Genomic DNA, 21,774 nt, shown 5'->3' with positions numbered 1-21,774 from the left:
AGCTCTCAGGCGCCGTTGCGGTAGCGGCCCGGCGTGACCCCGACCAACTTCCGGAAGTGCCGGGTCAGATGGGCCTGGTCGTAGAACCCGGTCGCCACCGCCACCTCGCCCGGCGCCAGCCCGTCCAGCAGCAGCTTCCTGGCCCGGCCGACTCTTCTCGAGGTCAGGTAGCGGTGCGGGGAGATGCCGTAGGCGGCGCTGAACGCCCGTACCAGATGGGCGGGATGGGCGTGCAGCAGCGTGGCCGCCTCGGTCAGGGTGAGGCCGTCGGTGAGGCGTGCGTCGAGGAGTTCGCGCAGGCGGCGGGCCAACACCGGGTCGGCGCGCGGAGGTTCGGGATCGTGGTGGCTCAGGTGGTCCCGCAGGCGCTCACCGACCAGCACGAGCCCGCTCTCCGCCGCGAGTTCCTCGCCGGGGAGTGCGAGTGCCCGGTGCAACCGCCCTACGCGCGCCCTCAGTTCCGGGTCCCGCAGATCGGGCTGATCGACGGCCGCGCCGATCAGATCATGGCTGAGCCGGCTGCCGTCCAGGTACAGCACCCGCTTGCGGAAGCCGTGCGGGGTGGCGGGGGAGCCGTTGTGCGGGACGTGCGGGGGCAGCAGGGTGACGGTGTCGCGCGGGGTGCCGTGCTCGTGCCGGTCGAGGTCGTACCGTACGGCGCCGTCGTCCACGATCAGCAGCGTCCAGGAGTCGTGCACGTGCATCGGGTACGCGTACTCGGTGAACCGGGCGTGGAAGACCTCCACGACGCCTGGGACCAAGGGGCGCCACGCGGAGACTTCCGGCTGGTGAGCGGCCACGCAAGAAACGTACAAGACCCGGCGGGGTGAACGTCGGCAGGCTCGGGACCATGAGTGAACAGCCCCTGCGTCTCGACACCAGGATCGCCGTGCTCCTCCGGGACGACCTCGCGGCCTGGCAGCGCCTCAACGTCACGTCGTTCCTGGTCAGCGGCCTGAGCAGCCAGATCCCGGAGGTGATCGGCGCCCCGTACGAGGATGCCGGCGGGGTCGGCTACCTGCCGATGTTCCGCCAGCCGGTACTGGTCTTCGAGGCGACGAAGGAGGTGCTGCGGGCGGCCCACGCGCGTGCGCTGAGCCGTTCGCTGACCCGCGCCGTGTTCACCGCCGACCTCTTCTCCACCGGCAACGACACCGACAACCGGGCGGCCGTACGGGCCGTGCCCACCGCCGACCTGGATCTGGTCGGCCTGGCGGTGTACGGCCCGAAGGGCGGCGTGGACAAGGTGGTGAAGGGGGCGAGGATGCACCCGTAGCTCAGACGGCCTTCTCGACGGAAGGGCGGGCCGGGGCGGCGTCGACGGTGGTGACCTCCGTCGCCTCCGCCGGAAGGCCCCGCATCAGCAGCGCGTACCCCAGGCCGGCCACCGTGCCGATGACCGCGCACGCGCCCCAGAGCCACGCGGCGCCCAGGTGGTCGATGACCGTGCCGGACATGAGCGGGGCGACCAGGGCGGCGACGGACCAGGAGAGGCTGTAGACGCCCTGGTAGCGGCCCCGGCCGTGGACGGGCGAGAGGCGGACGACGAGGCCGGTCTGGGTCGGCGCGTTGACGATCTCGGCGAGGGTCCACACGCAGACGGTGAGCGTGAAGACGCCGAGCGACCCGGCGAAGGCGGTGAGCCCGAAGCCGTAGCCCGCCAGCAGCGAGGAGATGACCAGCAGCCGGCGCGGGTCGCGGTGCTCGATCAAGCGGGTGACCGGGATCTGGAGGGCGACGATCAGGATGCCGTTGACGGCGATGGCGGTGCCATAGTCGGCGGGGGTGAACCCGGCCTGGCCCATCGCGACCGGCAGGCCGACCGAGCCCTGCTGGAAGACGAGGGCGACGAGGAAGCACAGGCCGACGACGGCCATGTAGCGCCGGTCGCGCAGCACCGTGCCGAAGCCGGTCACGGGCTCCCCGGCCTGCTTGGCGGCGGGCGCGGGCCTGGACTCGGGCAGCTTGAGGAAGACGAGGACCGCACAGACCAGGGTCATCCCCGCTTCGATGAGGAAGCCGGCGAGGTAGCTGAACTCGGCGATGAAGCCGGCGGCGACGGAGGAGATCGCGAAGCCGAGGTTGAGCGCCCAGTAGTTCAGCGAGAACGCCCGTACCCGGTCCTCGGGGCGCACGATGTCCGCCATCATCGCCTGCACGGCCGGCCGGGAGGCGTTGGAGGCGGCGCCGACGAGGAAGGCGACGGACGCGATCGCCGCCGGGTCGTGGACGAAGCCGAGCAGCGCGACGGAGAACGCGGTGCCGAGCTGGGCGATCAGCAGGGTGGGCCGTCTGCCCAGCCGGTCGGCCATCACCCCGCCGCCGAGCGAGGAGACGACCCCGCCGAGGCCGTGCAGGGCGGCGACGAGACCCGCGAAGGAGGCGGAATAGCCGCGGTCGAGGGTGAGGTAGAGCGCCATGAAGGTGGCGACGAACGCGCCGAGCCGGTTGACCAGCGTGCTGGCCCACAGCCACCAGAACGCGCGGGGCAGCCCGGAGACTGAGGACCGGGCGGCGGCGAGCAGCCGGCCCGGTGCGGCGGTGGACGCGCTGGACATGGACGGGACCCCTCGGTAAGTGGCACTTGCGCTGAGTGGAACTTACTGCGGTGGGGTCGCCGAAGACCACTCGATTAACAGAAGCCGTCAACCGTCGGCGGCGCGGCGACCCGTCCTGGGGGTGGATTACGCTCTGGGGCATGGCCGACGCACCGTACAAGCTGATCCTCCTCCGCCACGGCGAGAGCGAGTGGAACGCGAAGAACCTGTTCACCGGCTGGGTGGACGTCAACCTGAACGAGAAGGGCGAGAAGGAGGCGGTACGCGGCGGCGAGCTGCTGAAGGACGCCGGTCTCCTGCCCGACGTGGTCCACACGTCCCTGCAGAAGCGCGCCATCCGCACGGCCCAGCTCTCGCTGGAGGCCGCGGACCGCCACTGGATCCCCGTGGAGCGCAGCTGGCGCCTGAACGAGCGCCACTACGGCGCGCTGCAGGGCAAGGACAAGGCGCAGACGCTGGACGAGTTCGGCGAGGAGCAGTTCATGCTCTGGCGCCGCTCCTACGACACCCCGCCGCCGCCGCTCCCGCGCGACGCGGAGTACTCCCAGTTCGACGACGCCCGCTACGCGGACCTCCCCCCGGAGCTGCGCCCCCGGACGGAGTGCCTCAAGGACGTCGTCGAGCGCATGCTCCCCTACTGGTACGACGACATCATTCCCGACCTCCTCGACGGCCGCACCGTCCTGGTCGCCGCCCACGGCAACTCCCTGCGCGCCCTGGTCAAGCACCTGGACGGCATCTCCGACGAGGACATCGCGGGCCTGAACATCCCCACGGGCATCCCGCTGTACTACGAGCTGGACGCCGACTTCAAGCCGGTCACCCCGGGCGGCACATACCTCGACCCGGAGGCGGCGAAGGCGGCGATCGAGGCTGTGAAGAACCAGGGGAAGAAGAAGTAGGCAGTTTTGATCAAGCCCTCTACCTGCGGTTTCTCCGCGAGTAGGGGGCTTGCTGCTGCCTCCGGGCCGTCTCGAAGACGGCGGCTGCCTCGGTTCCAGCTCGGACGCCCGACCAAGCGCCGCCGAGGTGTCGGTGTGTACGAGTTCCTTCGAGTGAAAACGCCAGCACCCCTGTTGGCATCACCACTTGAGACGGGCCCGGTCTTCATGGATCCGAATCACGAAGTCCATCGCAAGCTCACCGCCGTCATCTGGGACAAGGACGAGGGCTTCTTGACGGATGCGCTCATCAGCGGTCAGAGCAGCTTGCAGGTCGTGAGCCAACCAGGCATCACGCGAGGCGTCGAAGAGCGGTCGGACGCTGGCCCATCCAGGGCCAGGCTCGAAACGACAGTCCGCCCAGAACATATCGATCTCACCAGGTCACACCGTTCCCAAGAGGCGGTCCCCCTGCATGAGCCACCAACTCCTCGCCGACACCGATCCCCCTTGACAAGCCTTGCGTCTACGTCGCCGGAAGCTGGTAGGAGAGTACGTACGCGTCGGCCGCCATCACCGTGTCGCAGACCTCCACGGCCCGGCCCTCGGTGTCGAAGGCGGTGCGGACGAGGTGGATGACCGGCACGCCTGCGGCCAGGCGCAGCGTCTTGACCTCTGCGGGCGAAGGCATCCGGGCGCGGAGCTCTTCCTCGAAGTGGTCGAGGTGGTGCCCCAACTCTTCGAGACGGGCGTAGATGCCGCCGGGGCCGGGGTTGGGTTCGGCGATCTGGGTACCGCGGGCGATGTCGAGCGGGAGGTAGGACGTGGCGAACTCGACCGGGCGTCCGTCGAGCAGGTACCGGCGACGCCGGACGAGCACGCGACGCACGGAGCCGAGGCGCGTGGAGATGTCTTGGCTCGCCTTCTCCTCCTTGACCTCCAGGCTGTCGACCTGCGGATGACTGCCGGTGGCGTCGGCCTCCACGATGAACGCGGACTTGCCCTGCTCGCGGTGGCGGCGGGCGAAGCGGTCGGAGGCGAGTCGGCGCACGGGCGGCCGGGGCCTGACGAAGACGCCCTTGCCGTGCTCGGCGTGCACCAGGCCCTCGCCCGTGAGGATCGAGAAGGAGTTCCGGACCGTCATCCGGGACACGCCGTAGTGCTCGACCAGCTCGGCCTCGGAGGGCAGCTTCTCGCCTTCCTTGAAGCGCCCACGGTCGATGGCCTCGCGCAGCTGGTCGGCGATCTGCCGGAAGACCGCACGATCACTCGTGGGGTCCAGCGCGCCGAGAACGCTCGGTAGAGAGGTCATAGATACTCCTTTAGATATCTAGACGAGTGGGCAAGTGTTGTTGCTACGGTGGAGAGCCTAGTCAGCCGAGAGGGCCGAGGAACGTGAGCACAGAACGCCCGCACTCCGTGAGCGTCGCCGGGGTCATAGTCGACGCCCAGGGTCGCGCCCTCCTGATCCAGCGGCGTGACAACGGCAAGTGGGAGCCGCCGGGCGGTGTCCTCGAACGCGAGGAGACCATCCCCGACGGCCTCCAGCGCGAGGTCCTCGAAGAGACCGGCATCAAGATCGCCGTTCCGGCGACTCTCACTGGCGTCTACAAGAACATGACGGGCCTGATCGTCTCGCTGGTCTTCCGCTGCGAAGCGATCGACGGCTCCCCCACCACCGGGGACGAGACGCGAGCCCTTCGCTGGGCCACCCGTGATGAGGTCACCGAACTCACCGACGAGGCGTACGCGATCCGCGTCCTGGACGCACTCGACGCGACGACCCCGCCGGCCATCCGCGCCCACGACGGCGTGAAACTCGTCTAGTCCGAACCCGCTGCACATGGCGGCCTACCTGCATGAAGGAACTTGTATGCACGAGTATACGAGTCGAGTCCGAGTCTGGGGACTGACTTGCCCAGGATTTCCGGAAGAGGTCAGCCGGGCCCGCCGCTGGACGAGAGACATCCTGCGCGGATCGCCTCTGGCAGACGACGCGGCCCTGATCGTGAGCGAGCTGAGCACCAACGCGCTCCTTCACACGAGCAGCGGCGGGGAACGCGGCAGCTTCCACCTGACCGTGGCGGTGGCCCCGCAGGTCGTCGCGCTGTCGGTGACGGACGACGGAGGCGGCGATGTCCCGAAGGTCGAGTACCAGGACCAGGACGCCGAGCACGGCCGAGGCCTGGGTATGGTCAGCGCCCTCGCGCACAGGGTGGTCGTTCAGGGCGCGGGCGGAGGCTACACGGTCACCGCGGAACTCTTCGTGAACGCCCAGCGGGGAGGCCACCCGTGCTGATGGACAAGCCCCGACGAGGCTTCTGGTGCGAGTGCTGGACCGAAGACCTCACCGACGGGATGCAGTGGCCGGCACTTCGGGCATCCTTCGATGCTTACTCCGCACCCCAGGCAGACAGGTGGGTCGCCATCGCACTGCGCACCATCTCACCCGCACTCGACCCGGACGCCTCAGACGAGGTCTGGGCCTGGCTCCACGACGGCCGCGCCGAAACCCGACGAGCCCTCCTGCGCTTAGAACCCTGCACCGTGTCCGTCACCCAGGCCACCACTCGCATCACATGGACGATCCGGCCGGTCATCTTCCTGCCGCTGGCAAACCGCCAAGACGCCGAACTCCCAGCCTGCGCAAACGCCTTCAAGCCCCACAGGCCCAAGTGAGTTGCAACTTTCTCTACTGGTTCAAGGCGGCTCACTCCGCTCCCCGCGCGCGGCGCGGGGGCCGGCCGGGCCTGCGCTCCTGTCTCCGCCCTGCTCCAGCCCGGCCGGCGCCCGCGCCGCGCTCAGAGCGATCAACCATGAGATGCCGAAGCAGGGGTTCATCGCGGCTGGGACGGTCGGCTACATGGCTTTGCGCAGCCACTCTGGCGCGAGCCTCGAAGATCACGGCTCCCAAAGCTGTTCTACCGACCTCATGCGGTGTTCAGGCCCGCATGCCGCCCAAGTGCTTCCAGATCGAGTACAGGCGATCGCCGCAACTCGTCTCGGAATAGAGTGCTCTTCAATTTCCTGAGCGTATTAGCCTTGCCGCTCAATCTAAAAGTCCATTTGCCGTCATCGAGGTCAAGTACGTGCAGTCCTCGCTTCAAGCGCACATCTGAGTACTGACTTAGGTCGAGAATGTACGCCTCATACTTGACTCCCTGGCGGTGCTGATCTGAGAGCGTAGCCTGAATCAGGTGCGCAAACCGGAGGTCAACGAGGCGTGCAAGAGTCTCATAGGCCGGGAGAGATTTTTGGGCAACATCGACGCGGAAGTAGGTGTACCCCTCTCCCCGAACATACGACGAAAGGTATTCGAGAGCCGAGGTCAAAGAATCGGCGTTATCTGCAGAAACATCCTGCTCTAGATCTCTCAGTTTCCCTCGCGCCGCCTTACCGGCGGCATCTGCGACGTCTTCCTGTCCGACTTCTCGAGCGTTTGTCCGGGATCTAGCTGCCACGATCGAAGAGGCGAAAAGGTTCAAGTAATCCCTTGGTACACCACCTGAACCGAGAATCAGCCTGCCAAGCGCTGCATCACGGGTGATACTCGACGGCTTAGCGATCCCCACGGTTTCCGTGTAGTTTGTAAGCACGGACTCCAAGAATTTCTGGGTGGCCTCAGGATCTTCCAAAGTCACGTCCAGATCGATCTTGGATGCGTCATGCGGAATTTCAATGCCGATATGCGAGGATGGCTCGAAAGGTCGCGTCAAGCGTTCAATGCTAGCAACCTTCAGCCAGCCGTCACAGTCGCGCAGCATACTAGTCAAGTAGTCAAGCAGATGCGGTTGCGCGGAGATGGGAAAAAGGTAGAAGTCATCGAGATACAGGTACAGACGAACGATCCCCGCTCGCAGGACCGCCCGCAATCCCCTATTCAAATCTGCGATGGTTTCGCCGAGCTCTGCATCCCCTTCAGCGGCCCGAAGAGATGTGACTTTCTCGCCGAGATCCTTTAGGCGGGCGAATGAATCACCCTGGGAAGTGCCTGAATGCTGAATCAAGGAGGTTAGTACAGTCTCCGCAATCATAAGGAAAGCGGAAGATGGGCTCATTAGTCGCAAGGTGTGGGCATTCATCCACGCCGTTACGTGCCCTTCTCTCTCGGCGAGACGCTTAGCCTCAAGAAGGAGCGCGGTCTTCCCTACACCACGTCGACCGTAGACGAGGTGGTGACGCGACGCACCAATAGCGGCCAGACTAGCCCGGGGATCTTCCATGTACTTTAGGCTGGGAAGTGCGTCAGATGTGCGCGACCTAGCTTCCAGCAGCTGGATCAGCTGGTCAACTTTTGAAGACGCGAGGACAGTCTTTGGCGTCGGGACCAGAGGTTTTTCAACATCGGTACGATGCGGTCTAAAGGTGACAGCGAGAGATTCATTTTCCGTATCGTGGACGGAATTTAGTTCTTGCTCAATAGCTCCAGCCAGACTCTGCGCTGCCGCTATCGAGTCTTCGTCCACCCAAACAAGAAGCCATCGTTCGCCAGGAAATGACCTTTCCTCGACACGCACGATGGGGATGTCTGCATCGTCAAGTACCCGAGCGATTCGAGCTTCGTAATCAGTTGCCGACATCAGATATATCCATTCGTCAGGGCGAAAATTTCACACATCTGAACAAAGTTGGCCGCTGTTGCTGAAAGTGCACGAGCATCGTTTTCCCAATCGGATTCGTTGATTGGGTAGATGTCGTAATCAGCCTGATTGCGCAGCAGGCGGGCATCTACGAGTTCAGCCTCACGCGCGACCGGGCTATCGATGCCCGCCGGGAGATTTCGCGGAAGGATGTTATGGCGCTCGTGATCGTCGCCTTTAATTTCCGCAAACGCGATGGCGCGTGCCGCTTGATACATTGCGTAGTAGAAACGACTGATGGCCGATCTGTATTGTGTCGCAAAAAGTAGAGCGTCACCCGCTCGGAGATGTCCTCCCGATAGAAGCAGACGATCCGAGACGATCTGCTGCAGCAATTGAGCCGTGGGGAACGGATATTTGCTGCCACCTACTGGAAGTGTTGATATTGTCGCGCTCTTGCTGGTGGAAATGTGCAATAGCATTTGATCGGCAAGCGTGACTATTGGCATGTAATCTGCGCTACCCCCCTGCGTAACCCTGGCCAGGGCCACAAGGGTAGTCGGCCCCGACAACGTTCCACACTACCCACCAAGCGATTGGCTCACCCAGTGTTTGCGGGGATGGCTTGTAGCAGGTGCGTGTGTCACAGAGACCCCACGTCGTTCAACGAGCGCTTGCACTCGCCGCACCACCCCAGCCGAGGGCTCGCGGACCGTCCGTCGTGGCTGACTGTCGTCGGCTGAGGCTCAGACACTCCGGGGCCCAAGTCCGCCAATGGACGTTCGAGGCGAAGAGGCCGTGCCATTCGCGTGCCAGATCCTGCGGGGAACCACGGGGAACAGCGGGAACTTGCCCCGAGTGCGACCAGGACTCCAATATCGCTCCGTCACAGGTCGCCGCTGCAACCGCGGCCAGACCCGAGCTCCCAAGCTCAGGGCTCAGGCCGACGTCCCCAGATAGCGCCCGAGGATTTCACGCCGAGGCGGCAGAATGTGAGAGTGACCTCTGACGCCGTAGACGCCGTGAACTGGTCGACGTTACCCAACCCGACGTCGCATCCGTGCGACGATCCGGAGCGCGTCGCACACGCACTACGTCTGCTGACGGTGTCCACCACCGCCAACGAGACGGGCGATGCGGCATCCCTCCTTGCCGGTTGTGGCTTCGTCTGCGCGCACGCTGCCATGGTGTTCCCGGCTGCCTACGCAGCCACCCCGATCCTGCTGGACCTCATCGAGCACGGTCAACGACCACGCATCAAGGACGCAGCCCTCGGGCTCCTTTCCAACGCGCTGGACTATTTCCCGACCGCCGGCCACAACCGGGTGGACACTCCCTACGACATCCAGGTCCCGCTCTGCTGCGCCATAGCGCGACACATCCGCGGCCGCCGCGCCGCTCTTCTCGCCCGTGGGATCCATGGCAAGCAACTCCTAGCAGAGGCAGACCTCCACTGGTGGCTGACCATCGAGGAGGCGGAGCTCCAGGCTGATGGCAGCCTGACCGCCATCGCCGCCCTTGAAGGCACACCGTTCCAGACGCCGGTCGAAGCCGAACTGCACGTCCCTCCGCCCTTCGAACAACCCCTGCAGACCCTCTGGATGGACGCGTTGACCGCCGACGTCTCGGGCACCGCCTGCATCGAATTCAGGCAAACACCGTTCAAGCACGCCCCTGGCTCCTCCTTTTACCCAGCCGAATGCGGCCGCCGCGAGCATTGACTCGGCTCCCGATCTCGATGACTGCACCACATCCGCACCAGATCGAGTGGGGAACAGCGGGGAATCACGGGAAAAGCCGCCCAGCCCGACGGCGCCAGGATCCGACCGTTCGACCAGATCAGCCCTCGAACCGCCCGGAAATGCCCGCAGCTTCCCAAGCTGGGAGCTTGATCGGCACCGCAGGTCGGCGACGCTGGGTAGGATTTGCCGGGTGCGCTACCTGAAAGAGGCTTTCGTTGTCGGGGCCCTGAAGCGGGGACGGCCGGTGGAACAGTTCCTTGGCCCGATCGGTGTTCCGGATCGGCCCGGGATCACTTACGTCGAGGTCCGTCCGGGGAAGGCGTCCTACGAGGTCTTCGTTTATGCCGTTGAGGACGTCGGCCATGACGGCTTCTTCGACCTGGTCGAGTTTCCACCGTTCGATGCTGACGCGGATGAGGAGGAGTTCGGCCGACTCGTTGCCACGGCTGAGGACCCGTCTACCGCGCTAACTGCCGCCAAGGAGGCCACGGGTGCGGTGCCATGGAGGTGGGTCAATCAGGGCATGGTCCAAGATGAGTATTACGACTTCGTTCGAGCGGGCCGGCCTGCGGATCAATTTCCCGACGGGCTCCCTTGGCCAAGTCGCGCAGCCTGCGGCTGACGCCGCAGCACCGGGTGTCTAACTGCGTGACCACGCGGGCGAACAGCGGCGAACGAGCGCGAACGTCTGCGGACTGTCAGCGCAGGTGAGAGCCACGCCGCCGCAGGGCAGCACCCCTACCCAAGTTGCTTCGGGACGAAGAGGTCGTGGGTTCAAACCTTGCCACCCCGGGGCGGTTCTCAGTCGGAACAGTCGACGACCTGTCCGGTGACGGAGAATCGCTGCTCACACTCCGGGCAGTAGCATCATGTCGATGCCGTTGTGCGGCCCGTTGGACATGACGGGTCGTGGCAACCTCGATGGCAGAGCAGCAGGCGAATCAGGTCGACCGCAAGCTGTCTTGCTACGCCTGCGGCCCCTCGGTATCCCTGCGGCTGGACACGATATGCCGCGCGATCGTGGACAAGGCCAGCTCGCGATCCTCGTCGACCACAAGCCAACCCTTGCCCAGGAGCGATTGCAGCGCGGGGCGAACCTCGTCACCCAGCTCCTCCGCCTGGTCGTCATCCGTGGGTGAGAGGCCGTCCTGGACGAGGCTCGCCACGTGGAACACGATGTCTTCCTCCCCCGCGGTGATGCTGAAGTCCATGACGTGAAGGTATGCGAGCCCCTTGGCCGCAGCACGTCGAGGGCTCTGTCGTCACAGCTTGCTTTGGTCGAGGGCACCGGCAGCGTGGCTGAGGCCGGTGGGGGTGCAGCGAGGCATACGCGTGCCTGGTCGGTCGGTGCACCCGCCGTCGTGGCTGGCTGTCGTCGGCTGAGGTTCAGACGGGGTGTGTCCAAGGTGGCGGCCGTCAGCCGAGCGCACCGAAGCTGGGCCGTCCCTGGGCCGTCCGAGGTCGCTCGACAGTGGCCAAGGACAACCAACGACGACCACCAGGCGCACGAACCCACCACTCCTGACCAGCGAAAACCCAGCTCACCAAGATCCCCGGCAAGACCCAGGGCAAGAAGGAGGAGGCAGGCACGAAGAAGCCCCCTGCCTGCGGGCTTTCCGCTGGGAGGGGGCTTTGGCTTTTCGGCGCCTCTGGATCATCTCTGGTCCGTTAGTTGCTGGACGGGACCAGACCGAGCCGCTGATAGCATCGACGTGCGCTCGCGCACCCGCAGATCGAACGCGTGCCTCCCCTGCCGGTTGAGGTCGAGCGGTGCGGTGCCTGCGGAGGCTAGTGACTGGCAACGTCCCTATAAGTCAGATTCTCAGGGTGTCCTCAAGCTCCCCACCACGTCCGCTCTTAATCCGTGATCAAACTTCCACCATCTTGCGGGAGTTATCTATGGCCAAAGGGTGACGCTGAGTGTATGTATCCACCTTGTCGGCCCGCCCGGATACACTCTGATGGGTTATCAGTAGGAACGGTCTCGTTGGGCCGTTGGGCGTCTGAAAGTGGGCGAGCCATGGTAGAGGTGCAGTCGGGTGTAACGAACAAGAAGATCCACCCTGATGCCTACGGAGCTTTGATCGAGGCGCTGACCACGATCAACTGGAATAAGCTTGCGTATCAACAAGACGTCCGCCGTCGCCTTCGTGAACACCCGGAACTGTTGACTCGAATCGATTTCACGACGACCAAGCGTGAGACCTCGGCTCAGCTCGTGAATATGCTTATGGCTGAAGAGAAGCGGTATCGCGACCTCACGGTAGAACTAATGACTGACATATCGCGCTTGGATAGCTTTCCGAATCTATCGAAGCAAGTCGATGCTAATGATCTGTTGTCTCAGGCGCGTGCAGCTGTAACCAACTTGGAAAAGTGGGTGGGGCGGCACGCGGCCATCGCTGAGGAGCGTGAGAAGTTCGCGGCCGAGCTTGCCGCACACCGTGAAAGCGTTAACCGAACCCGAGGCTTTACGGAAATCCTGAGTGAATTGAGGCAGGAATTTCTTCGGCTTCACGGCATGTCGAATCGCCAGCAGGCGGGCCGGGAGTTCGAAACATTCTTGCATCGGCTCTTCACTCTATTCGATCTTGAGCCAACGCTTGCGTACAGCTTGAAGGGTGAGCAAATCGATGGCTCGATCTACCACGACACAAACCACTATGTGGTTGAGGCCAAGTGGCTGGCTGGTGCGGTGGAAGCCGAGCATATGACGAACTTCGACGGCAAGGTTAAGCGCAAGGGCAAGAATGCGCTTGGTCTCTTTGTGAGCGTCAACGGCTTCTCAGAGGGTGGCCGCGACATCTTCAAGCGCAGCACCTCGTTCATTACTGTGGACGGAGGCGACCTGTTCTGCGTCCTCGACGGACGCATCCGCCTTGACGCTCTAATTGCCCGCAAGCTTGAGCATGCAAGCCGCACCGGTGATTGCTACTTCCCGGCCGCTGCCATGCATCTTTAACTTTCACAGGCCGCTATCGACTTTGGCGAATAGTGCTTATTGGTGCAGTGCCGCCGGTTGAAGCAAACTCCCGTGGCGCCGTCCGTCCATGTCCCTGACATGCCTGCGTAAGATTTCCGCGACGATGGCCAGCTGAGGGAGAGCGTCGGTGAAAGAAGCTCACTCCTAGGCAAGCTCAACCAACGCGGACGACGTTGCCTGGTTCGTCCAGCCATACCCGTTCGCCATCCCCGGCCACAGTAAGACCGAATCGATCGAACCCTGGCCGTCCCTGTTCGTCCCACCAGCGGTGGGCGGTCTCCACCTCGTCCCACAGCCGACGGGGACCGGACTGGTAGACCTCGAATTCCTCGCCGTCAGGCAAGTAGTCGGCGGTCGCCCAGGAAGTGACCGTTGTGTCCCGTAGCCACAGGGTGTACGAGCCGTCGTCGTACATCTCAGCCCAGGGGAAGGCGTCGGGAACTTGGACCCCTATGGCGAACATGACCGGCCAGTCACCCACTGCTTCGGGGGAAAGACTGGTCATGCTGCGGTGGCCGTAGGCCGGCCACTTACGGCCTCCGAGGTACTCGCGGACGTGCCTGCGGTCCATGCGTTGGGCGCGCAGTCGCATGAATGCGGAGGAGCCGAGGAATGGGCCTGAAGCGGACCCGTCCCCAGCGATCGTGAGCCGTACCACGGCTTCACCGCCGTACACCGGCCCCCACGGCGCGACGATGATCCCGCCTGGCGTCGTCTGGGCGAGCCACTGTCGGGGCACGCGTCCGATGGATGCCGTGGCGATCACGCGGTCGTACGGCGCTCCCTTGGCGTATCCCTCCGTTCCGTCTCCGATGACGGTGACGGGGTGGAAGCCGACGGCGCAGAGACACTTGCGCGCAGCCTCCGCAGTGGACGCGTCCACCTCCACGGTGAAGACATTCTCCGCGCCGACCCGGTGGGACAGCAGCGCCGCGTTCCAGCCCGTGCCGGTGCCGATCTCCAGCACGCGGTGGCCGGGCTCGACGGACAGCGCGTCCAGCATGGAGAACACCATGGTCGGCATGGAATTGGAGCTGGACGGGATGCGGCCTCTGCCGGGTCCTGTGTACGCACCGTCGTCCCACTGTGTGGTGATCGGCGCGTCACGGTAGACGGCCTCCCACCACGCCTCGGGCTCGTCGGCGCGGATCATCCGGTCGCTCTGGCGGTTCATTCCGGCGCGGCCGGGCCAGATCACGTCAGGGACGAAGATGTGCCGGGGAACCGCCCGGTAGGCGGGAAGCCAGACGTTGGTCAGCGCGCCCTTTTCCATGAGTACGGAGGCGAGCCCGTCAGGGCCCGCCCCCATGCCGCTCTCTGTGTTCACGCTCAGCGACCGTCCGCCGGGCCCTGGCCGTCGTTCGTGTTGCCGCCTTCGTCCGAGCCGCCTCCGCCGTGCTTATTACCGCTGTCACTGTCGTCCTGCGGATTGCCGCCATCGGTCTTCGTGAGCCACCACACACGCATTCCGTACCTCCGTATGTCCAGCCGAACGCCGCGTTCCTGCGCGCCGGGAATCAGTAGAAGCGCTCATCCATGCCGGTCCGGGTGCCGTGCCATGAGGACGTTGCAGTCGGTCACGGTGGTCATGTCGCCGCCCACACGCGCCCGGTCCCGGAGATTGGCCAGCTCGCGGCAACCTCCACAGCCGTCGACAGGCGTGGGCTCCAACTTCTCTTCCAGGGAGAGAAATTCGATCGGACTTCCTGGATACGTCCTCGGTTTTGCCATGCCCGCCCCTTCGCAGTGGTCCGCATGGCGACAACGCTAGGGAGTGGGCGACCCCGGCTGACAGCCGATTGCACAGGGTTGCACGGCAATCACTCCAGGGCGTCCATCGCCGAAGTGATCAACTCATAGGCAGCAGCTCCGTAGACGGCCAGGTCGGCAAGCTCTGCGAACGTCTCCGCATACATGGCGATCTCGCTGGGCTGCGTGATCGTGAGGTGCCCGGAGACCAGCTCAACGTTCACCTGGGTCGTGTCGAAGATCCAGAAACCCTCTACGGGCATGCGCGGCCGGTCGGGACGCATTGGTGCCACGCCCAGGCTGACGTTGGGCAGGGCGCTCATGGCGAGCAGGTGGCCGAGCTGCTCGTGCTGGACGTCCGAGCCGCCGAGCCCGTTGCGCAGCACCGATTCCTCTACGAGGAAGGCGAAGCGGCGTCCGCCCCCACGCAGCACGTGTTGCCGCTGCATACGGACGACCACCGCCTCCGCCACGTCGTCCACCGCGACTCGCCGCTGTTGGACGGCACGCAGTACGGCCTCGGTGTAGCTCCGGGTCTGGAGCAGCCCTGGCACGAGCCATGAGGAGTAGGAGCGGAAGCGATGGGTGCGCTCGAACAGGGGGAGCCGGACCTCTTGCGCCCGCTTGAGTCCGGCGCGTTCCATGCGCCGCCACTCCACCCACATGCCTTCGGCGGTCCGAAGCATGGCGATGAGGTCTTCGGTCTGGTCCCCGGCTCCACAGGCGGCACACCATGCCCTGATGTCGTCCTCGGACGGAGGCGTCCGGGCGTTCATGATCCGGGACGACTTGGACCGGCTCCAGCCGCAGCGTTGGGAGAGTACGAGACCGGTGCAGCCGGCATCCCGGCACAACTCCGCAAGGCGGTCTGCCAGAGTCTGCCGAGCCTGTTGGGCGCTGGAGGAAGGCGATGCGGTCATGTGCGTGGCCGACGTTCAGGAGGGCCGGTACTCCTCGTGCGGGATCGCTCGCTGCCAGACTTCTTCGAACGCCTCGGTAGCCAGTCTCACCCGCGCCGAGTCGTCGGTGTACTCCCGGCCGTCGTCCGCCAACTGCCCGTCTCCGGTGAAGTGATGGAACAGGGCCAATGTGCCGTCGAACACCCAGAAGTCTGTCCCGGGTACCGCGAGATCCGTCGTCCGGCGTCGGGGCAGCCAGCGAACCGCCTCGCCTGCCGCGAGATTCGCGAACGTCAGGTCGTATTCGTAGCGGGTATAAGCACTCAGCGGCTCCGACACGATGCGAGCCCGCCGTACGGTCACTCCACGGGCGACGGCATTTTGTACCGCGTCGTGCCAACCACCCCACCACGACGACCGGTCGGTGGGGGCGTGCCGCTTTCCGTTCTGCCAAGCGATGAACTCCGGGTCGTCCAACATGTACGAGTCACGCAACTCCAGGTGTACGGCAGTTTTTTGGGCCTTCGCCAGAGCCTCGCGTGCTGGTGCCTGCACGGTCGTCCTCTCCGTCGTCGGGGCGAGGAATGTAGTTCAGCATTTCGGCCGGTAGCCTGATGATCGTTTCGTGGTCCGGGACATCTGTCGAATGGCCGGGCACGGAACCTGCCGCTTGGCACTCTTCGATCTCCTTCTCCGTCGCCTTGTAGGACTGGATCAGGAGGTCTCCAGACTCCTCGTGGAGCCAGATGGTGGGTGATTCATCGGTAGGAGTGTTGGAGATGATCCCGAGGAATTTCAGGGTCATGCGCGCTCCCGCTGTCGAGTTGATCGCATCAGCATGCACGAGCCTCACCGCGAAGGGCATCCCCTGATAGGGCGGAGATACGCACGAGAGTCGTGAACCGGCCACGCGTCCACCCGCGCCGCGGGCTGCACGGCAGCATGACCTCCCACAAGACCCCACCCATGTGACGGGACCCCATGAACCACCCACAGCCCAGCGGCAGTGCCTGGCACCGCCCCATGCTCCCCCGCCCCAGCACCGAACGGCACCGCACCGCCACGGTCCTGGAACTCTTCTTCGACCTCTGCTTCGTCACCGCCGTCGCCCAGACCGCGGCCGCCTTCGAGCACGAACTCGCCGCCGGGAAGCTCGGGCACGGTGTGCTCGGGTACGTGCTCGTGTTCTTCGCCATCTGGTGGGCGTGGATGAACTTCACCTGGTTCGCCTCGGCCTACGACACCGACGACGTGCCGTACCGCCTGCTCACCCTGCTCCAGATCGCCGGCGCGCTGGTGCTGGCAGCGGGGGCGTCCAAGGCGTTGCAGGAGTACGACTTCACGGTCATCACCTACGGGTACGTCGTGATGCGGCTGGCCATGGTGAGCCAGTGGCTGCGCGCCGCCCGCAGCGACCCGGAGCGGCGGCGGACGTGTCTGCGGTACGCGGCCGGCATCCTCGTCCTGCAACTCGGCTGGGTCGGGCGGCTGTGGCTGCCGGACGGGGCCGGGCTGGCGTCCTTCCTCGTGCTCGTCGTCGCCGAACTCGCCGTCCCCGCCTGGGCGGAGCGCACCGGGCAGACCACCTGGCACCCGCACCACATCGCCGAGCGGTACGGCCTGTTCACCCTGATCGTCCTCGGCGAGTCCATCACCGCCGCGACCGGCACCGTGCGCGCCGCCCTCGACACCGAGGTCTCCCTCGGCGACATCGCCCCGCTCGTGGTCGGCGGCATCCTCACCGTCTTCGCCATGTGGTGGCTGTACTTCACCCAGAGCGCGCCCGAGAAGCTCAACCGGTTGGCCACGGCGCTCCGCTGGGGTTACGGCCACTATGTCGTCTACGCCTCCGCGGCGGCCGTCGCCGCCGGGCTCGCCGTCGAGATCGCGCACCTCACCGGGCACGCGCACCTCGAACGGCCGGTGATCGCGGCCGCGTACACGGTGCCGGTCGCGCTGTACGTCGCCGTGCTGCGGCTGTTGCACCGAGGAGCGGTCAAGTTCGGTGCGCTGGACGTCATTTGGGCGGTGGGTGTCCTCGCCGTGCTCGCGGTCACCTTCATCCCGGGTCCGGTACTGGCCACCGGGTGTGTGATGTCGGTGCTCGTGGCGGCGGTGGTCGGGATGTCGGGGCAGACGGCCGCGCCGGGCGCCGCTCGTACCGCTTGATTCGGACGGACTCGGCCAACAAGCGCCGTAAGCGGGCCGGATGGACCAGGCTGTCGCCTGTGCACACCATTCGCCGCATGATTGTGGGACTGGGAGCGGCGACGCTGCTCGTGCCGGTCGCCGCCTGCTCCCAGGACCGTTCCGACAAGTCCGACAAGGGGGAGTCCGCGCCGCACAGGGCCGTGCCCTCGCCGCGTAGGGCCGCCACCGACACGCCGCTGCCCGACGACCCCAGTCTGACCTCGGGGAACGCCGTCCGGGAGTTCGGCAAGGGCAAGAAGGGGGACGCGCTCTTCGTCGAGGTGCGGTGCCGGGGCAAGGGGACGCTGCGGGTGGTCGTACGGCCGGTGCGACTGTCCTTCCCGGTGGAGTGTTCCGCCGGGAAGGACAGCACGATTCACAACGAGGCGGCCGTGGCGGGAGCGGACCGCGCCGGGACCGTGGCCGTCAGGGCGCCGTCGGCGGTGCGGTGGGCGCTGACGGCAGGCCACGTCACGGCGGTGCGGGCGGAGCCGCTCGACATCCGCTGACCCGCGAAGCCGCCTTCCTCAGCCGCACTGGCAGGGCGCGCCCTGCTGGCAGCCGCAGCCGCAGCCCGAGCCGCACCCGCAGGCGGCGATCAGCGGGAGGCTCCTGGGCCGGGCGGTCTGGTCGGTGTCGCGGTCCTGGGTGGGGTCGGTCGTGGTGCTCGGGGATTCGGGCATGGGTCCTCCTCGACGCGGGGGCAAGATGCCCCCACCCATTCCATGCCCGCTCCCCTGGGCGCATCAACGGCGCACGGATGCGCCCGCACGCCGCGGATCACCACCACGAGCCCCCTGCATCCACGTCTCACCCGCCGCACCGGACAGGAGAGGGCGGCCCTGGAGCACGCGGTGGAGCCGGACAGTCTCAGCAGTTCGGCCCGTACCGCACACACCCCGGCGACGAGTCGTCCCCCCGTTCCCACTCCGCGCGTACCCCCGCCAGCGCGCCCCCCACCAGCAGCGCCACCAGGAGGTGGACGATCACCGTCCACCGGGCCCGGAAGAGCGCCGCGAGGGCGGCCAGGGCGACGACCACGATCTGGAGCACCCGTAGCCGCTCCATGAACGCGAGGTCCGCCGCGTCGGCCGCCGCCCGGTCGCCCTGGGCCGCCCATACCGCCAAGCCGTGGCCGTATATCGCGTCCAGGGTCAGCCAGCCGATCTCCAGCAGGAGCAGGGGGATCGCAAGGGACAGGTCCACCCCCGGGCGGGTCCGGCGCGACCAGGGGAACCGGCGTCTCGGGGCCGGGAGGGGTGCGGTCATGGAGACAGCGTGCGGCCGGCCGGCGTGGCCGCACATGAGCACCCGTACTTAGGAGAGGGTGGCTCAGCCGCCCGAGCCCTCCTGCTGGATCTCGTCCGCGTGTTCCCCCGTCACCAGGTACACCACCCGCTTCGCGACGGCCACCGCGTGGTCCGCGTAGCGCTCGTAGTAGCGGCCCAGCAGGGTGACGTCGACCGCCGTCTCGATGCCGTGCTTCCAGCGGTCGTCGATGAGGTGCTGGAAGAGGGTGCGGTGGAGGAGGTCCATCTCGTCGTCGTCCTGCTCCAGCTGGAGCGCGAGATCGACGTCCTTGGTGATGATGACCTCCGCCGCCTTCGCCATGAGGCGCTGCGCGAGCTGGCCCATCTCCAGGATGGTCGCGTGCAGGTCCTGCGGGACCGCGCGCTCGGGGAAGCGCAGCCGGGTCAGCTTGGCCACATGCTGGGCGAGGTCGCCCGAGCGCTCCAGGTCGGCGGACATCCGGAGCGAGGTGACGACGATGCGCAGGTCCGTCGCCACCGGCTGCTGGCGCGCCAGCAGGGCTATCGCGCGCGCCTCCAGATCGTGCTGGATCTCGTCGACCCGCTGGTCGGCCTCGATCACGCTCTCGGCCAGCTTCAGGTCGGCGTCCAGGATGGCGGTGGTGCCGCGCCCGATGGCGGAGCCGACCAGCCGGGCCATCTCCACCAGACCGTCGCCGATCGAGTCCAGTTCCTCGTGGTACGCGTCCCGCATCAGGTTCCCTCTCCTACTACGTGTCGTCGGGGCCCCAAGTTCCTGGCCGGACCCCACGTTCCCACGTTCTGTCCCGTACGCGTCCGTTTCCGCCCTCCCGAATGAACCATCACTGGATGGAAGGTGAACTCTGGGCGACGAGTGTCCGAGGTCGCACGGCCATGGCTGTGGTCAGGGCGGACGCCATGCCTAACCTTGAGCCATGGACGTGAACGCGGCGGTCGCCGCAGCGGCGGCGATCGGCGGTGTACTCACCGGTGTCATCGCCATGCTGGCGTTCCGCTGGAGCGAGCGCGACCTGAAACGCCCCACCCGTACCTCCCTCCACACCGACGCGGTGCTCCCGCCCGGCGTGGACACCGTGCTCTCGGTGCTCCGCTCCTCCGCGGTCGTCCTCGACGAGGCCGACGCCGTGGTCAAGGCCAGCTCCGCCGCGTACGCCCTCGGCCTCGTCCGGGGCGGCAAGCTCGCCGTGGAGCCGATGCTCCAGATGACCCGCGACACCCGGCGCGACGGCGAGATACGGCAGGTCGAGCTGGACCTGCCCCGGCGCGGCACCGGACGGGGCGAGGCCCTCGCGGTGTCCGCGCGGGTGGCCCCGCTCGGCTCCCGGCTGGTGCTGCTGCTGGTCGAGGACCTGACCGAGGCGCGCCGCATCGAGGCGGTACGCCGTGACTTCGTGGCCAATGTGAGCCACGAGCTGAAGACCCCCGTAGGAGCGCTCTCGCTGCTCTCCGAGGCTGTCATGGACGCCGCCGACGAGCCCGACGCGGTCCAGCGGTTCGCCGGGCGGATGCAGATCGAGGCCACCCGGCTGACCAACCTGGTCCAGGAGCTGATCGACCTCTCCCGGGTGCAGAACGACGACCCGCTGGAGGACGCCGAGCCGGTACGGGTGGACGAGCTGGTCGCCGAGGCCGTCGACCGCTGCCGCCAGCAGGCCGGTACGAAGCAGATCAACATGGCCACCGCCATCCAGGACCCGCCCGGCGCGGTACGGGCCGGGCTGCACGTGTGGGGCAACCGCGGCCAGCTCGCCGCCGCCCTGGGCAACCTGGTCGAGAACGCCGTCAACTACTCCCCGGCCCACACCCGCGTCGGCATCTCCGCCCGCCGCGTCACCGCGCCCGGCGGCGACGCGATCGAACTCGCCGTCACCGACCAGGGCATCGGCATCTCCGACAAGGACAAGGAGCGCATCTTCGAGCGCTTCTACCGCGTCGACCCCGCCCGCTCGCGCGCCACCGGCGGCACCGGCCTCGGCCTCGCCATCGTCAAGCACGTGGTCGCCTCGCACGGCGGCGAGGTCTCGGTCTGGAGCGCCGAGGGCCAGGGCTCCACCTTCACCCTGCGGCTGCCGGAGGCGGGCGTCGCCCGCGACCGCGCGGCCAGGCAGCCGGGACTCGGCGACGAGTCCGGGCCCGCCGATCCATCCCCGTACGCTTCGCTTCCCTCCCCGGAGGTCCTTCCGTGACCCGAGTGCTCGTCGTCGAGGACGAGGAGTCCTTCTCCGACGCCCTGTCGTACATGCTGCGCAAGGAGGGCTTCGAGGTGGCCGTCGCCGCGACCGGCCCCGACGGCCTGGACGAGTTCGAACGCAACGGCGCCGACCTGGTGCTGCTCGACCTGATGCTGCCGGGGCTGCCCGGTACGGAGGTGTGCCGCCAGCTGCGCGGCCGCTCCAACGTCCCGGTGATCATGGTGACCGCCAAGGACAGCGAGATCGACAAGGTCGTCGGCCTGGAGATAGGGGCCGACGACTACGTCACCAAGCCCTTCTCCTCGCGCGAGCTGGTCGCCCGTATCCGGGCCGTGCTGCGCAGGCGCGGCGAGCCGGAGGAGATCTCCCCGGCCGCGCTGGAGGCGGGTCCGGTCCGGATGGACGTCGACCGCCATGTGGTGACGGTGTCCGGGGCCAAGGTCGACCTGCCGCTGAAGGAGTTCGACCTGCTGGAGATGCTGCTGCGCAACGCGGGCCGGGTGCTGACCCGGATGCAGCTCATCGACCGGGTGTGGGGCGCCGACTACGTGGGCGACACCAAGACCCTCGATGTCCATGTGAAGCGGCTGCGCGCCAAGATCGAGCCCGATCCGGGCGCGCCGCGCTATCTGGTGACGGTGCGCGGGCTGGGCTACAAGTTCGAGCCGTAGACCGCACGTGCGGCCGGTACGTGAAGGAGGGGGGCAC

General features: G+C 66.5%; 25 protein-coding genes. 12 read left to right on the top strand and 13 right to left on the bottom strand.

Annotated features, from left to right (window positions below):
• Window positions 1-5 precede the first annotated feature (5 nt).
• Window positions 6-800, bottom strand: a complete 795-nt coding sequence (locus tag ACFWN1_RS15870) for an AraC family transcriptional regulator (RefSeq protein WP_384362014.1) — start codon at window positions 798-800, stop codon at window positions 6-8.
• A 50-nt stretch (window positions 801-850) separates the two neighbouring features.
• Between ACFWN1_RS15870 and ACFWN1_RS15865 the strand changes: the two genes are divergently transcribed.
• Window positions 851-1,276, top strand: coding sequence for a DUF2000 family protein (locus ACFWN1_RS15865; RefSeq protein WP_384362011.1), 426 nt, complete (start codon window positions 851-853; stop codon window positions 1,274-1,276).
• 1 nt (window position 1,277) lies between these two features.
• Here the strand turns inward: ACFWN1_RS15865 and ACFWN1_RS15860 are convergent, their stop codons facing one another.
• A complete protein-coding gene (locus ACFWN1_RS15860; RefSeq protein WP_384362008.1) occupies window positions 1,278-2,558 on the bottom strand; it encodes an MDR family MFS transporter in 1,281 nt (426 codons plus the stop codon).
• A 140-nt stretch (window positions 2,559-2,698) separates the two neighbouring features.
• Here ACFWN1_RS15860 and ACFWN1_RS15855 point away from each other — a divergent pair, with 140 nt between their 5' ends.
• A complete protein-coding gene (locus tag ACFWN1_RS15855; RefSeq protein ID WP_384362005.1) occupies window positions 2,699-3,460 on the top strand; it encodes a phosphoglyceromutase in 762 nt (253 codons plus the stop codon).
• Between the two features lie 505 nt (window positions 3,461-3,965).
• Here ACFWN1_RS15855 and ACFWN1_RS15850 read toward each other — a convergent pair.
• On the bottom strand, window positions 3,966-4,751 hold the full coding sequence (locus ACFWN1_RS15850; RefSeq protein WP_384362003.1) for a GntR family transcriptional regulator: 786 nt from the start codon (window positions 4,749-4,751) through the stop codon (window positions 3,966-3,968).
• Window positions 4,752-4,858: 107 nt separating this feature from the next.
• On the opposite strand from ACFWN1_RS15850, the gene ACFWN1_RS15845 reads away from it, so the two are divergent.
• The 3 genes from ACFWN1_RS15845 to ACFWN1_RS15835 are packed head-to-tail and all read left to right on the top strand — an operon-like array spanning window position 4,859 to window position 6,118.
• Window positions 4,859-5,266 (top strand): NUDIX hydrolase, encoded by a 408-nt coding sequence (locus ACFWN1_RS15845; RefSeq protein WP_384362038.1) that lies wholly within the window; start codon window positions 4,859-4,861, stop codon window positions 5,264-5,266.
• 46 nt (window positions 5,267-5,312) lie between these two features.
• Window positions 5,313-5,738: an ATP-binding protein gene (locus tag ACFWN1_RS15840; RefSeq protein WP_384361999.1), complete on the top strand. Its 426-nt coding sequence runs from the start codon at window positions 5,313-5,315 to the stop codon at window positions 5,736-5,738.
• Window positions 5,738-6,118 carry a hypothetical protein gene (locus ACFWN1_RS15835; RefSeq protein WP_384362035.1) on the top strand — a complete coding sequence of 127 codons (381 nt, stop codon included), beginning with the start codon at window positions 5,738-5,740 and terminating at the stop codon, window positions 6,116-6,118. The genes ACFWN1_RS15840 and ACFWN1_RS15835 overlap by 1 nt, the downstream gene beginning before the upstream one ends.
• A 251-nt stretch (window positions 6,119-6,369) precedes the next feature.
• On the opposite strand, the gene ACFWN1_RS15830 is transcribed toward ACFWN1_RS15835, so the two are convergent.
• Window positions 6,370-8,019 carry an ATP-binding protein gene (locus ACFWN1_RS15830; RefSeq protein ID WP_384361997.1) on the bottom strand — a complete coding sequence of 550 codons (1,650 nt, stop codon included), beginning with the start codon at window positions 8,017-8,019 and terminating at the stop codon, window positions 6,370-6,372.
• On the bottom strand, window positions 8,019-8,528 hold the full coding sequence (locus tag ACFWN1_RS15825; protein ID WP_384361994.1) for a hypothetical protein: 510 nt from the start codon (window positions 8,526-8,528) through the stop codon (window positions 8,019-8,021). The genes ACFWN1_RS15830 and ACFWN1_RS15825 overlap by 1 nt, the downstream gene beginning before the upstream one ends.
• A 489-nt stretch (window positions 8,529-9,017) precedes the next feature.
• Here ACFWN1_RS15825 and ACFWN1_RS15820 point away from each other — a divergent pair, with 489 nt between their 5' ends.
• Together ACFWN1_RS15820 and ACFWN1_RS15815 are read left to right on the top strand one after the other, a co-directional pair.
• The gene (locus ACFWN1_RS15820; RefSeq protein ID WP_384361991.1) at window positions 9,018-9,740 is read left to right on the top strand and encodes a hypothetical protein; all 723 of its coding nucleotides are present in this window, start codon (window positions 9,018-9,020) and stop codon (window positions 9,738-9,740) included.
• Window positions 9,741-9,951: 211 nt separating this feature from the next.
• The gene (locus ACFWN1_RS15815) at window positions 9,952-10,383 is read left to right on the top strand and encodes a hypothetical protein (protein WP_384361988.1); all 432 of its coding nucleotides are present in this window, start codon (window positions 9,952-9,954) and stop codon (window positions 10,381-10,383) included.
• Between the two features lie 343 nt (window positions 10,384-10,726).
• Here ACFWN1_RS15815 and ACFWN1_RS15810 read toward each other — a convergent pair whose 3' ends face one another.
• Complete coding sequence (locus tag ACFWN1_RS15810) at window positions 10,727-10,972, bottom strand: hypothetical protein (protein ID WP_384361985.1); 246 nt, start codon at window positions 10,970-10,972, stop codon at window positions 10,727-10,729.
• Window positions 10,973-11,781: 809 nt separating this feature from the next.
• On the opposite strand from ACFWN1_RS15810, the gene ACFWN1_RS15805 reads away from it, so the two are divergent.
• Complete coding sequence (locus ACFWN1_RS15805) at window positions 11,782-12,723, top strand: restriction endonuclease (RefSeq protein WP_384361982.1); 942 nt, start codon at window positions 11,782-11,784, stop codon at window positions 12,721-12,723.
• Window positions 12,724-12,898: 175 nt separating this feature from the next.
• Here the strand turns inward: ACFWN1_RS15805 and ACFWN1_RS15800 are convergent, their stop codons facing one another.
• The 4 genes from ACFWN1_RS15800 to ACFWN1_RS15785 all read right to left on the bottom strand — a co-directional run bounded on the left by ACFWN1_RS15800 (window position 12,899) and on the right by ACFWN1_RS15785 (window position 16,197).
• Complete coding sequence (locus tag ACFWN1_RS15800) at window positions 12,899-14,053, bottom strand: protein-L-isoaspartate(D-aspartate) O-methyltransferase (RefSeq protein WP_384362032.1); 1,155 nt, start codon at window positions 14,051-14,053, stop codon at window positions 12,899-12,901.
• Between the two features lie 511 nt (window positions 14,054-14,564).
• Window positions 14,565-15,413 carry a helix-turn-helix domain-containing protein gene (locus tag ACFWN1_RS15795; protein ID WP_384361980.1) on the bottom strand — a complete coding sequence of 283 codons (849 nt, stop codon included), beginning with the start codon at window positions 15,411-15,413 and terminating at the stop codon, window positions 14,565-14,567.
• Window positions 15,414-15,428: 15 nt separating this feature from the next.
• Window positions 15,429-15,872: a DUF6879 family protein gene (locus ACFWN1_RS15790; RefSeq protein WP_384361977.1), complete on the bottom strand. Its 444-nt coding sequence runs from the start codon at window positions 15,870-15,872 to the stop codon at window positions 15,429-15,431.
• 7 nt (window positions 15,873-15,879) lie between these two features.
• The gene (locus tag ACFWN1_RS15785; RefSeq protein ID WP_384361975.1) at window positions 15,880-16,197 is read right to left on the bottom strand and encodes a hypothetical protein; all 318 of its coding nucleotides are present in this window, start codon (window positions 16,195-16,197) and stop codon (window positions 15,880-15,882) included.
• Window positions 16,198-16,373: 176 nt separating this feature from the next.
• Here ACFWN1_RS15785 and ACFWN1_RS15780 point away from each other — a divergent pair, with 176 nt between their 5' ends.
• Both ACFWN1_RS15780 and ACFWN1_RS15775 read left to right on the top strand, forming a co-directional pair.
• Window positions 16,374-17,561 (top strand): low temperature requirement protein A, encoded by a 1,188-nt coding sequence (locus tag ACFWN1_RS15780; protein ID WP_384361973.1) that lies wholly within the window; start codon window positions 16,374-16,376, stop codon window positions 17,559-17,561.
• A gap of 77 nt (window positions 17,562-17,638) precedes the next feature.
• Window positions 17,639-18,091 (top strand): hypothetical protein, encoded by a 453-nt coding sequence (locus tag ACFWN1_RS15775; RefSeq protein WP_384361971.1) that lies wholly within the window; start codon window positions 17,639-17,641, stop codon window positions 18,089-18,091.
• 18 nt (window positions 18,092-18,109) lie between these two features.
• Here ACFWN1_RS15775 and ACFWN1_RS15770 read toward each other — a convergent pair whose 3' ends face one another.
• The 3 genes from ACFWN1_RS15770 to phoU all read right to left on the bottom strand — a co-directional run bounded on the left by ACFWN1_RS15770 (window position 18,110) and on the right by phoU (window position 19,586).
• A complete protein-coding gene (locus ACFWN1_RS15770) occupies window positions 18,110-18,265 on the bottom strand; it encodes a hypothetical protein (RefSeq protein ID WP_384361968.1) in 156 nt (51 codons plus the stop codon).
• 187 nt (window positions 18,266-18,452) lie between these two features.
• Window positions 18,453-18,851 carry a DUF6234 family protein gene (locus ACFWN1_RS15765; protein WP_384361965.1) on the bottom strand — a complete coding sequence of 133 codons (399 nt, stop codon included), beginning with the start codon at window positions 18,849-18,851 and terminating at the stop codon, window positions 18,453-18,455.
• Window positions 18,852-18,914: 63 nt separating this feature from the next.
• Complete coding sequence (gene phoU / locus ACFWN1_RS15760; RefSeq protein WP_384361961.1) at window positions 18,915-19,586, bottom strand: phosphate signaling complex protein PhoU; 672 nt, start codon at window positions 19,584-19,586, stop codon at window positions 18,915-18,917.
• 202 nt (window positions 19,587-19,788) lie between these two features.
• Between phoU and ACFWN1_RS15755 the strand changes: the two genes are divergently transcribed.
• Together ACFWN1_RS15755 and ACFWN1_RS15750 are read left to right on the top strand one after the other, a co-directional pair.
• Window positions 19,789-21,060: a sensor histidine kinase gene (locus tag ACFWN1_RS15755; RefSeq protein ID WP_384361958.1), complete on the top strand. Its 1,272-nt coding sequence runs from the start codon at window positions 19,789-19,791 to the stop codon at window positions 21,058-21,060.
• Window positions 21,057-21,737, top strand: coding sequence for a response regulator (locus ACFWN1_RS15750; protein ID WP_384361956.1), 681 nt, complete (start codon window positions 21,057-21,059; stop codon window positions 21,735-21,737). Before ACFWN1_RS15755 ends, ACFWN1_RS15750 begins: the two co-directional genes overlap by 4 nt.
• Window positions 21,738-21,774: the final 37 nt, after the last annotated feature.

The organism is Streptomyces sp. NPDC058459, from assembly GCF_042721685.1.
Lineage (GTDB): Bacteria > Actinomycetota > Actinomycetes > Streptomycetales > Streptomycetaceae > Streptomyces.
This window is presented reverse-complemented; position numbering and strand designations above follow the sequence as displayed.

Bases quoted from the DNA above. Each gene is read 5' to 3' on its own strand.
- ACFWN1_RS15865 (WP_384362011.1), top strand. From the start codon at position 851: ATGAGTGAACAGCCCCTGCGTCTCGACACCAGGATCGCCGTGCTCCTC.
- ACFWN1_RS15860 (WP_384362008.1), bottom strand. From the start codon at position 2,558: ATGTCCAGCGCGTCCACCGCCGCACCGGGCCGGCTGCTCGCCGCCGCC.
- ACFWN1_RS15855 (WP_384362005.1), top strand. From the start codon at position 2,699: ATGGCCGACGCACCGTACAAGCTGATCCTCCTCCGCCACGGCGAGAGC.
- ACFWN1_RS15850 (WP_384362003.1), bottom strand. From the start codon at position 4,751: ATGACCTCTCTACCGAGCGTTCTCGGCGCGCTGGACCCCACGAGTGAT.
- ACFWN1_RS15840 (WP_384361999.1), top strand. From the start codon at position 5,313: ATGCACGAGTATACGAGTCGAGTCCGAGTCTGGGGACTGACTTGCCCA.
- ACFWN1_RS15835 (WP_384362035.1), top strand. From the start codon at position 5,738: ATGGACAAGCCCCGACGAGGCTTCTGGTGCGAGTGCTGGACCGAAGAC.
- ACFWN1_RS15830 (WP_384361997.1), bottom strand. From the start codon at position 8,019: ATGTCGGCAACTGATTACGAAGCTCGAATCGCTCGGGTACTTGACGAT.
- ACFWN1_RS15825 (WP_384361994.1), bottom strand. From the start codon at position 8,528: ATGCCAATAGTCACGCTTGCCGATCAAATGCTATTGCACATTTCCACC.
- ACFWN1_RS15810 (WP_384361985.1), bottom strand. From the start codon at position 10,972: ATGGACTTCAGCATCACCGCGGGGGAGGAAGACATCGTGTTCCACGTG.
- ACFWN1_RS15805 (WP_384361982.1), top strand. From the start codon at position 11,782: ATGGTAGAGGTGCAGTCGGGTGTAACGAACAAGAAGATCCACCCTGAT.
- ACFWN1_RS15800 (WP_384362032.1), bottom strand. From the start codon at position 14,053: ATGGGGGCGGGCCCTGACGGGCTCGCCTCCGTACTCATGGAAAAGGGC.
- ACFWN1_RS15795 (WP_384361980.1), bottom strand. From the start codon at position 15,413: ATGACCGCATCGCCTTCCTCCAGCGCCCAACAGGCTCGGCAGACTCTG.
- ACFWN1_RS15790 (WP_384361977.1), bottom strand. From the start codon at position 15,872: ATGTTGGACGACCCGGAGTTCATCGCTTGGCAGAACGGAAAGCGGCAC.
- ACFWN1_RS15785 (WP_384361975.1), bottom strand. From the start codon at position 16,197: ATGACCCTGAAATTCCTCGGGATCATCTCCAACACTCCTACCGATGAA.
- ACFWN1_RS15780 (WP_384361973.1), top strand. From the start codon at position 16,374: ATGAACCACCCACAGCCCAGCGGCAGTGCCTGGCACCGCCCCATGCTC.
- ACFWN1_RS15775 (WP_384361971.1), top strand. From the start codon at position 17,639: ATGATTGTGGGACTGGGAGCGGCGACGCTGCTCGTGCCGGTCGCCGCC.
- ACFWN1_RS15770 (WP_384361968.1), bottom strand. From the start codon at position 18,265: ATGCCCGAATCCCCGAGCACCACGACCGACCCCACCCAGGACCGCGAC.
- ACFWN1_RS15765 (WP_384361965.1), bottom strand. From the start codon at position 18,851: ATGACCGCACCCCTCCCGGCCCCGAGACGCCGGTTCCCCTGGTCGCGC.
- phoU (WP_384361961.1), bottom strand. From the start codon at position 19,586: ATGCGGGACGCGTACCACGAGGAACTGGACTCGATCGGCGACGGTCTG.
- ACFWN1_RS15755 (WP_384361958.1), top strand. From the start codon at position 19,789: ATGGACGTGAACGCGGCGGTCGCCGCAGCGGCGGCGATCGGCGGTGTA.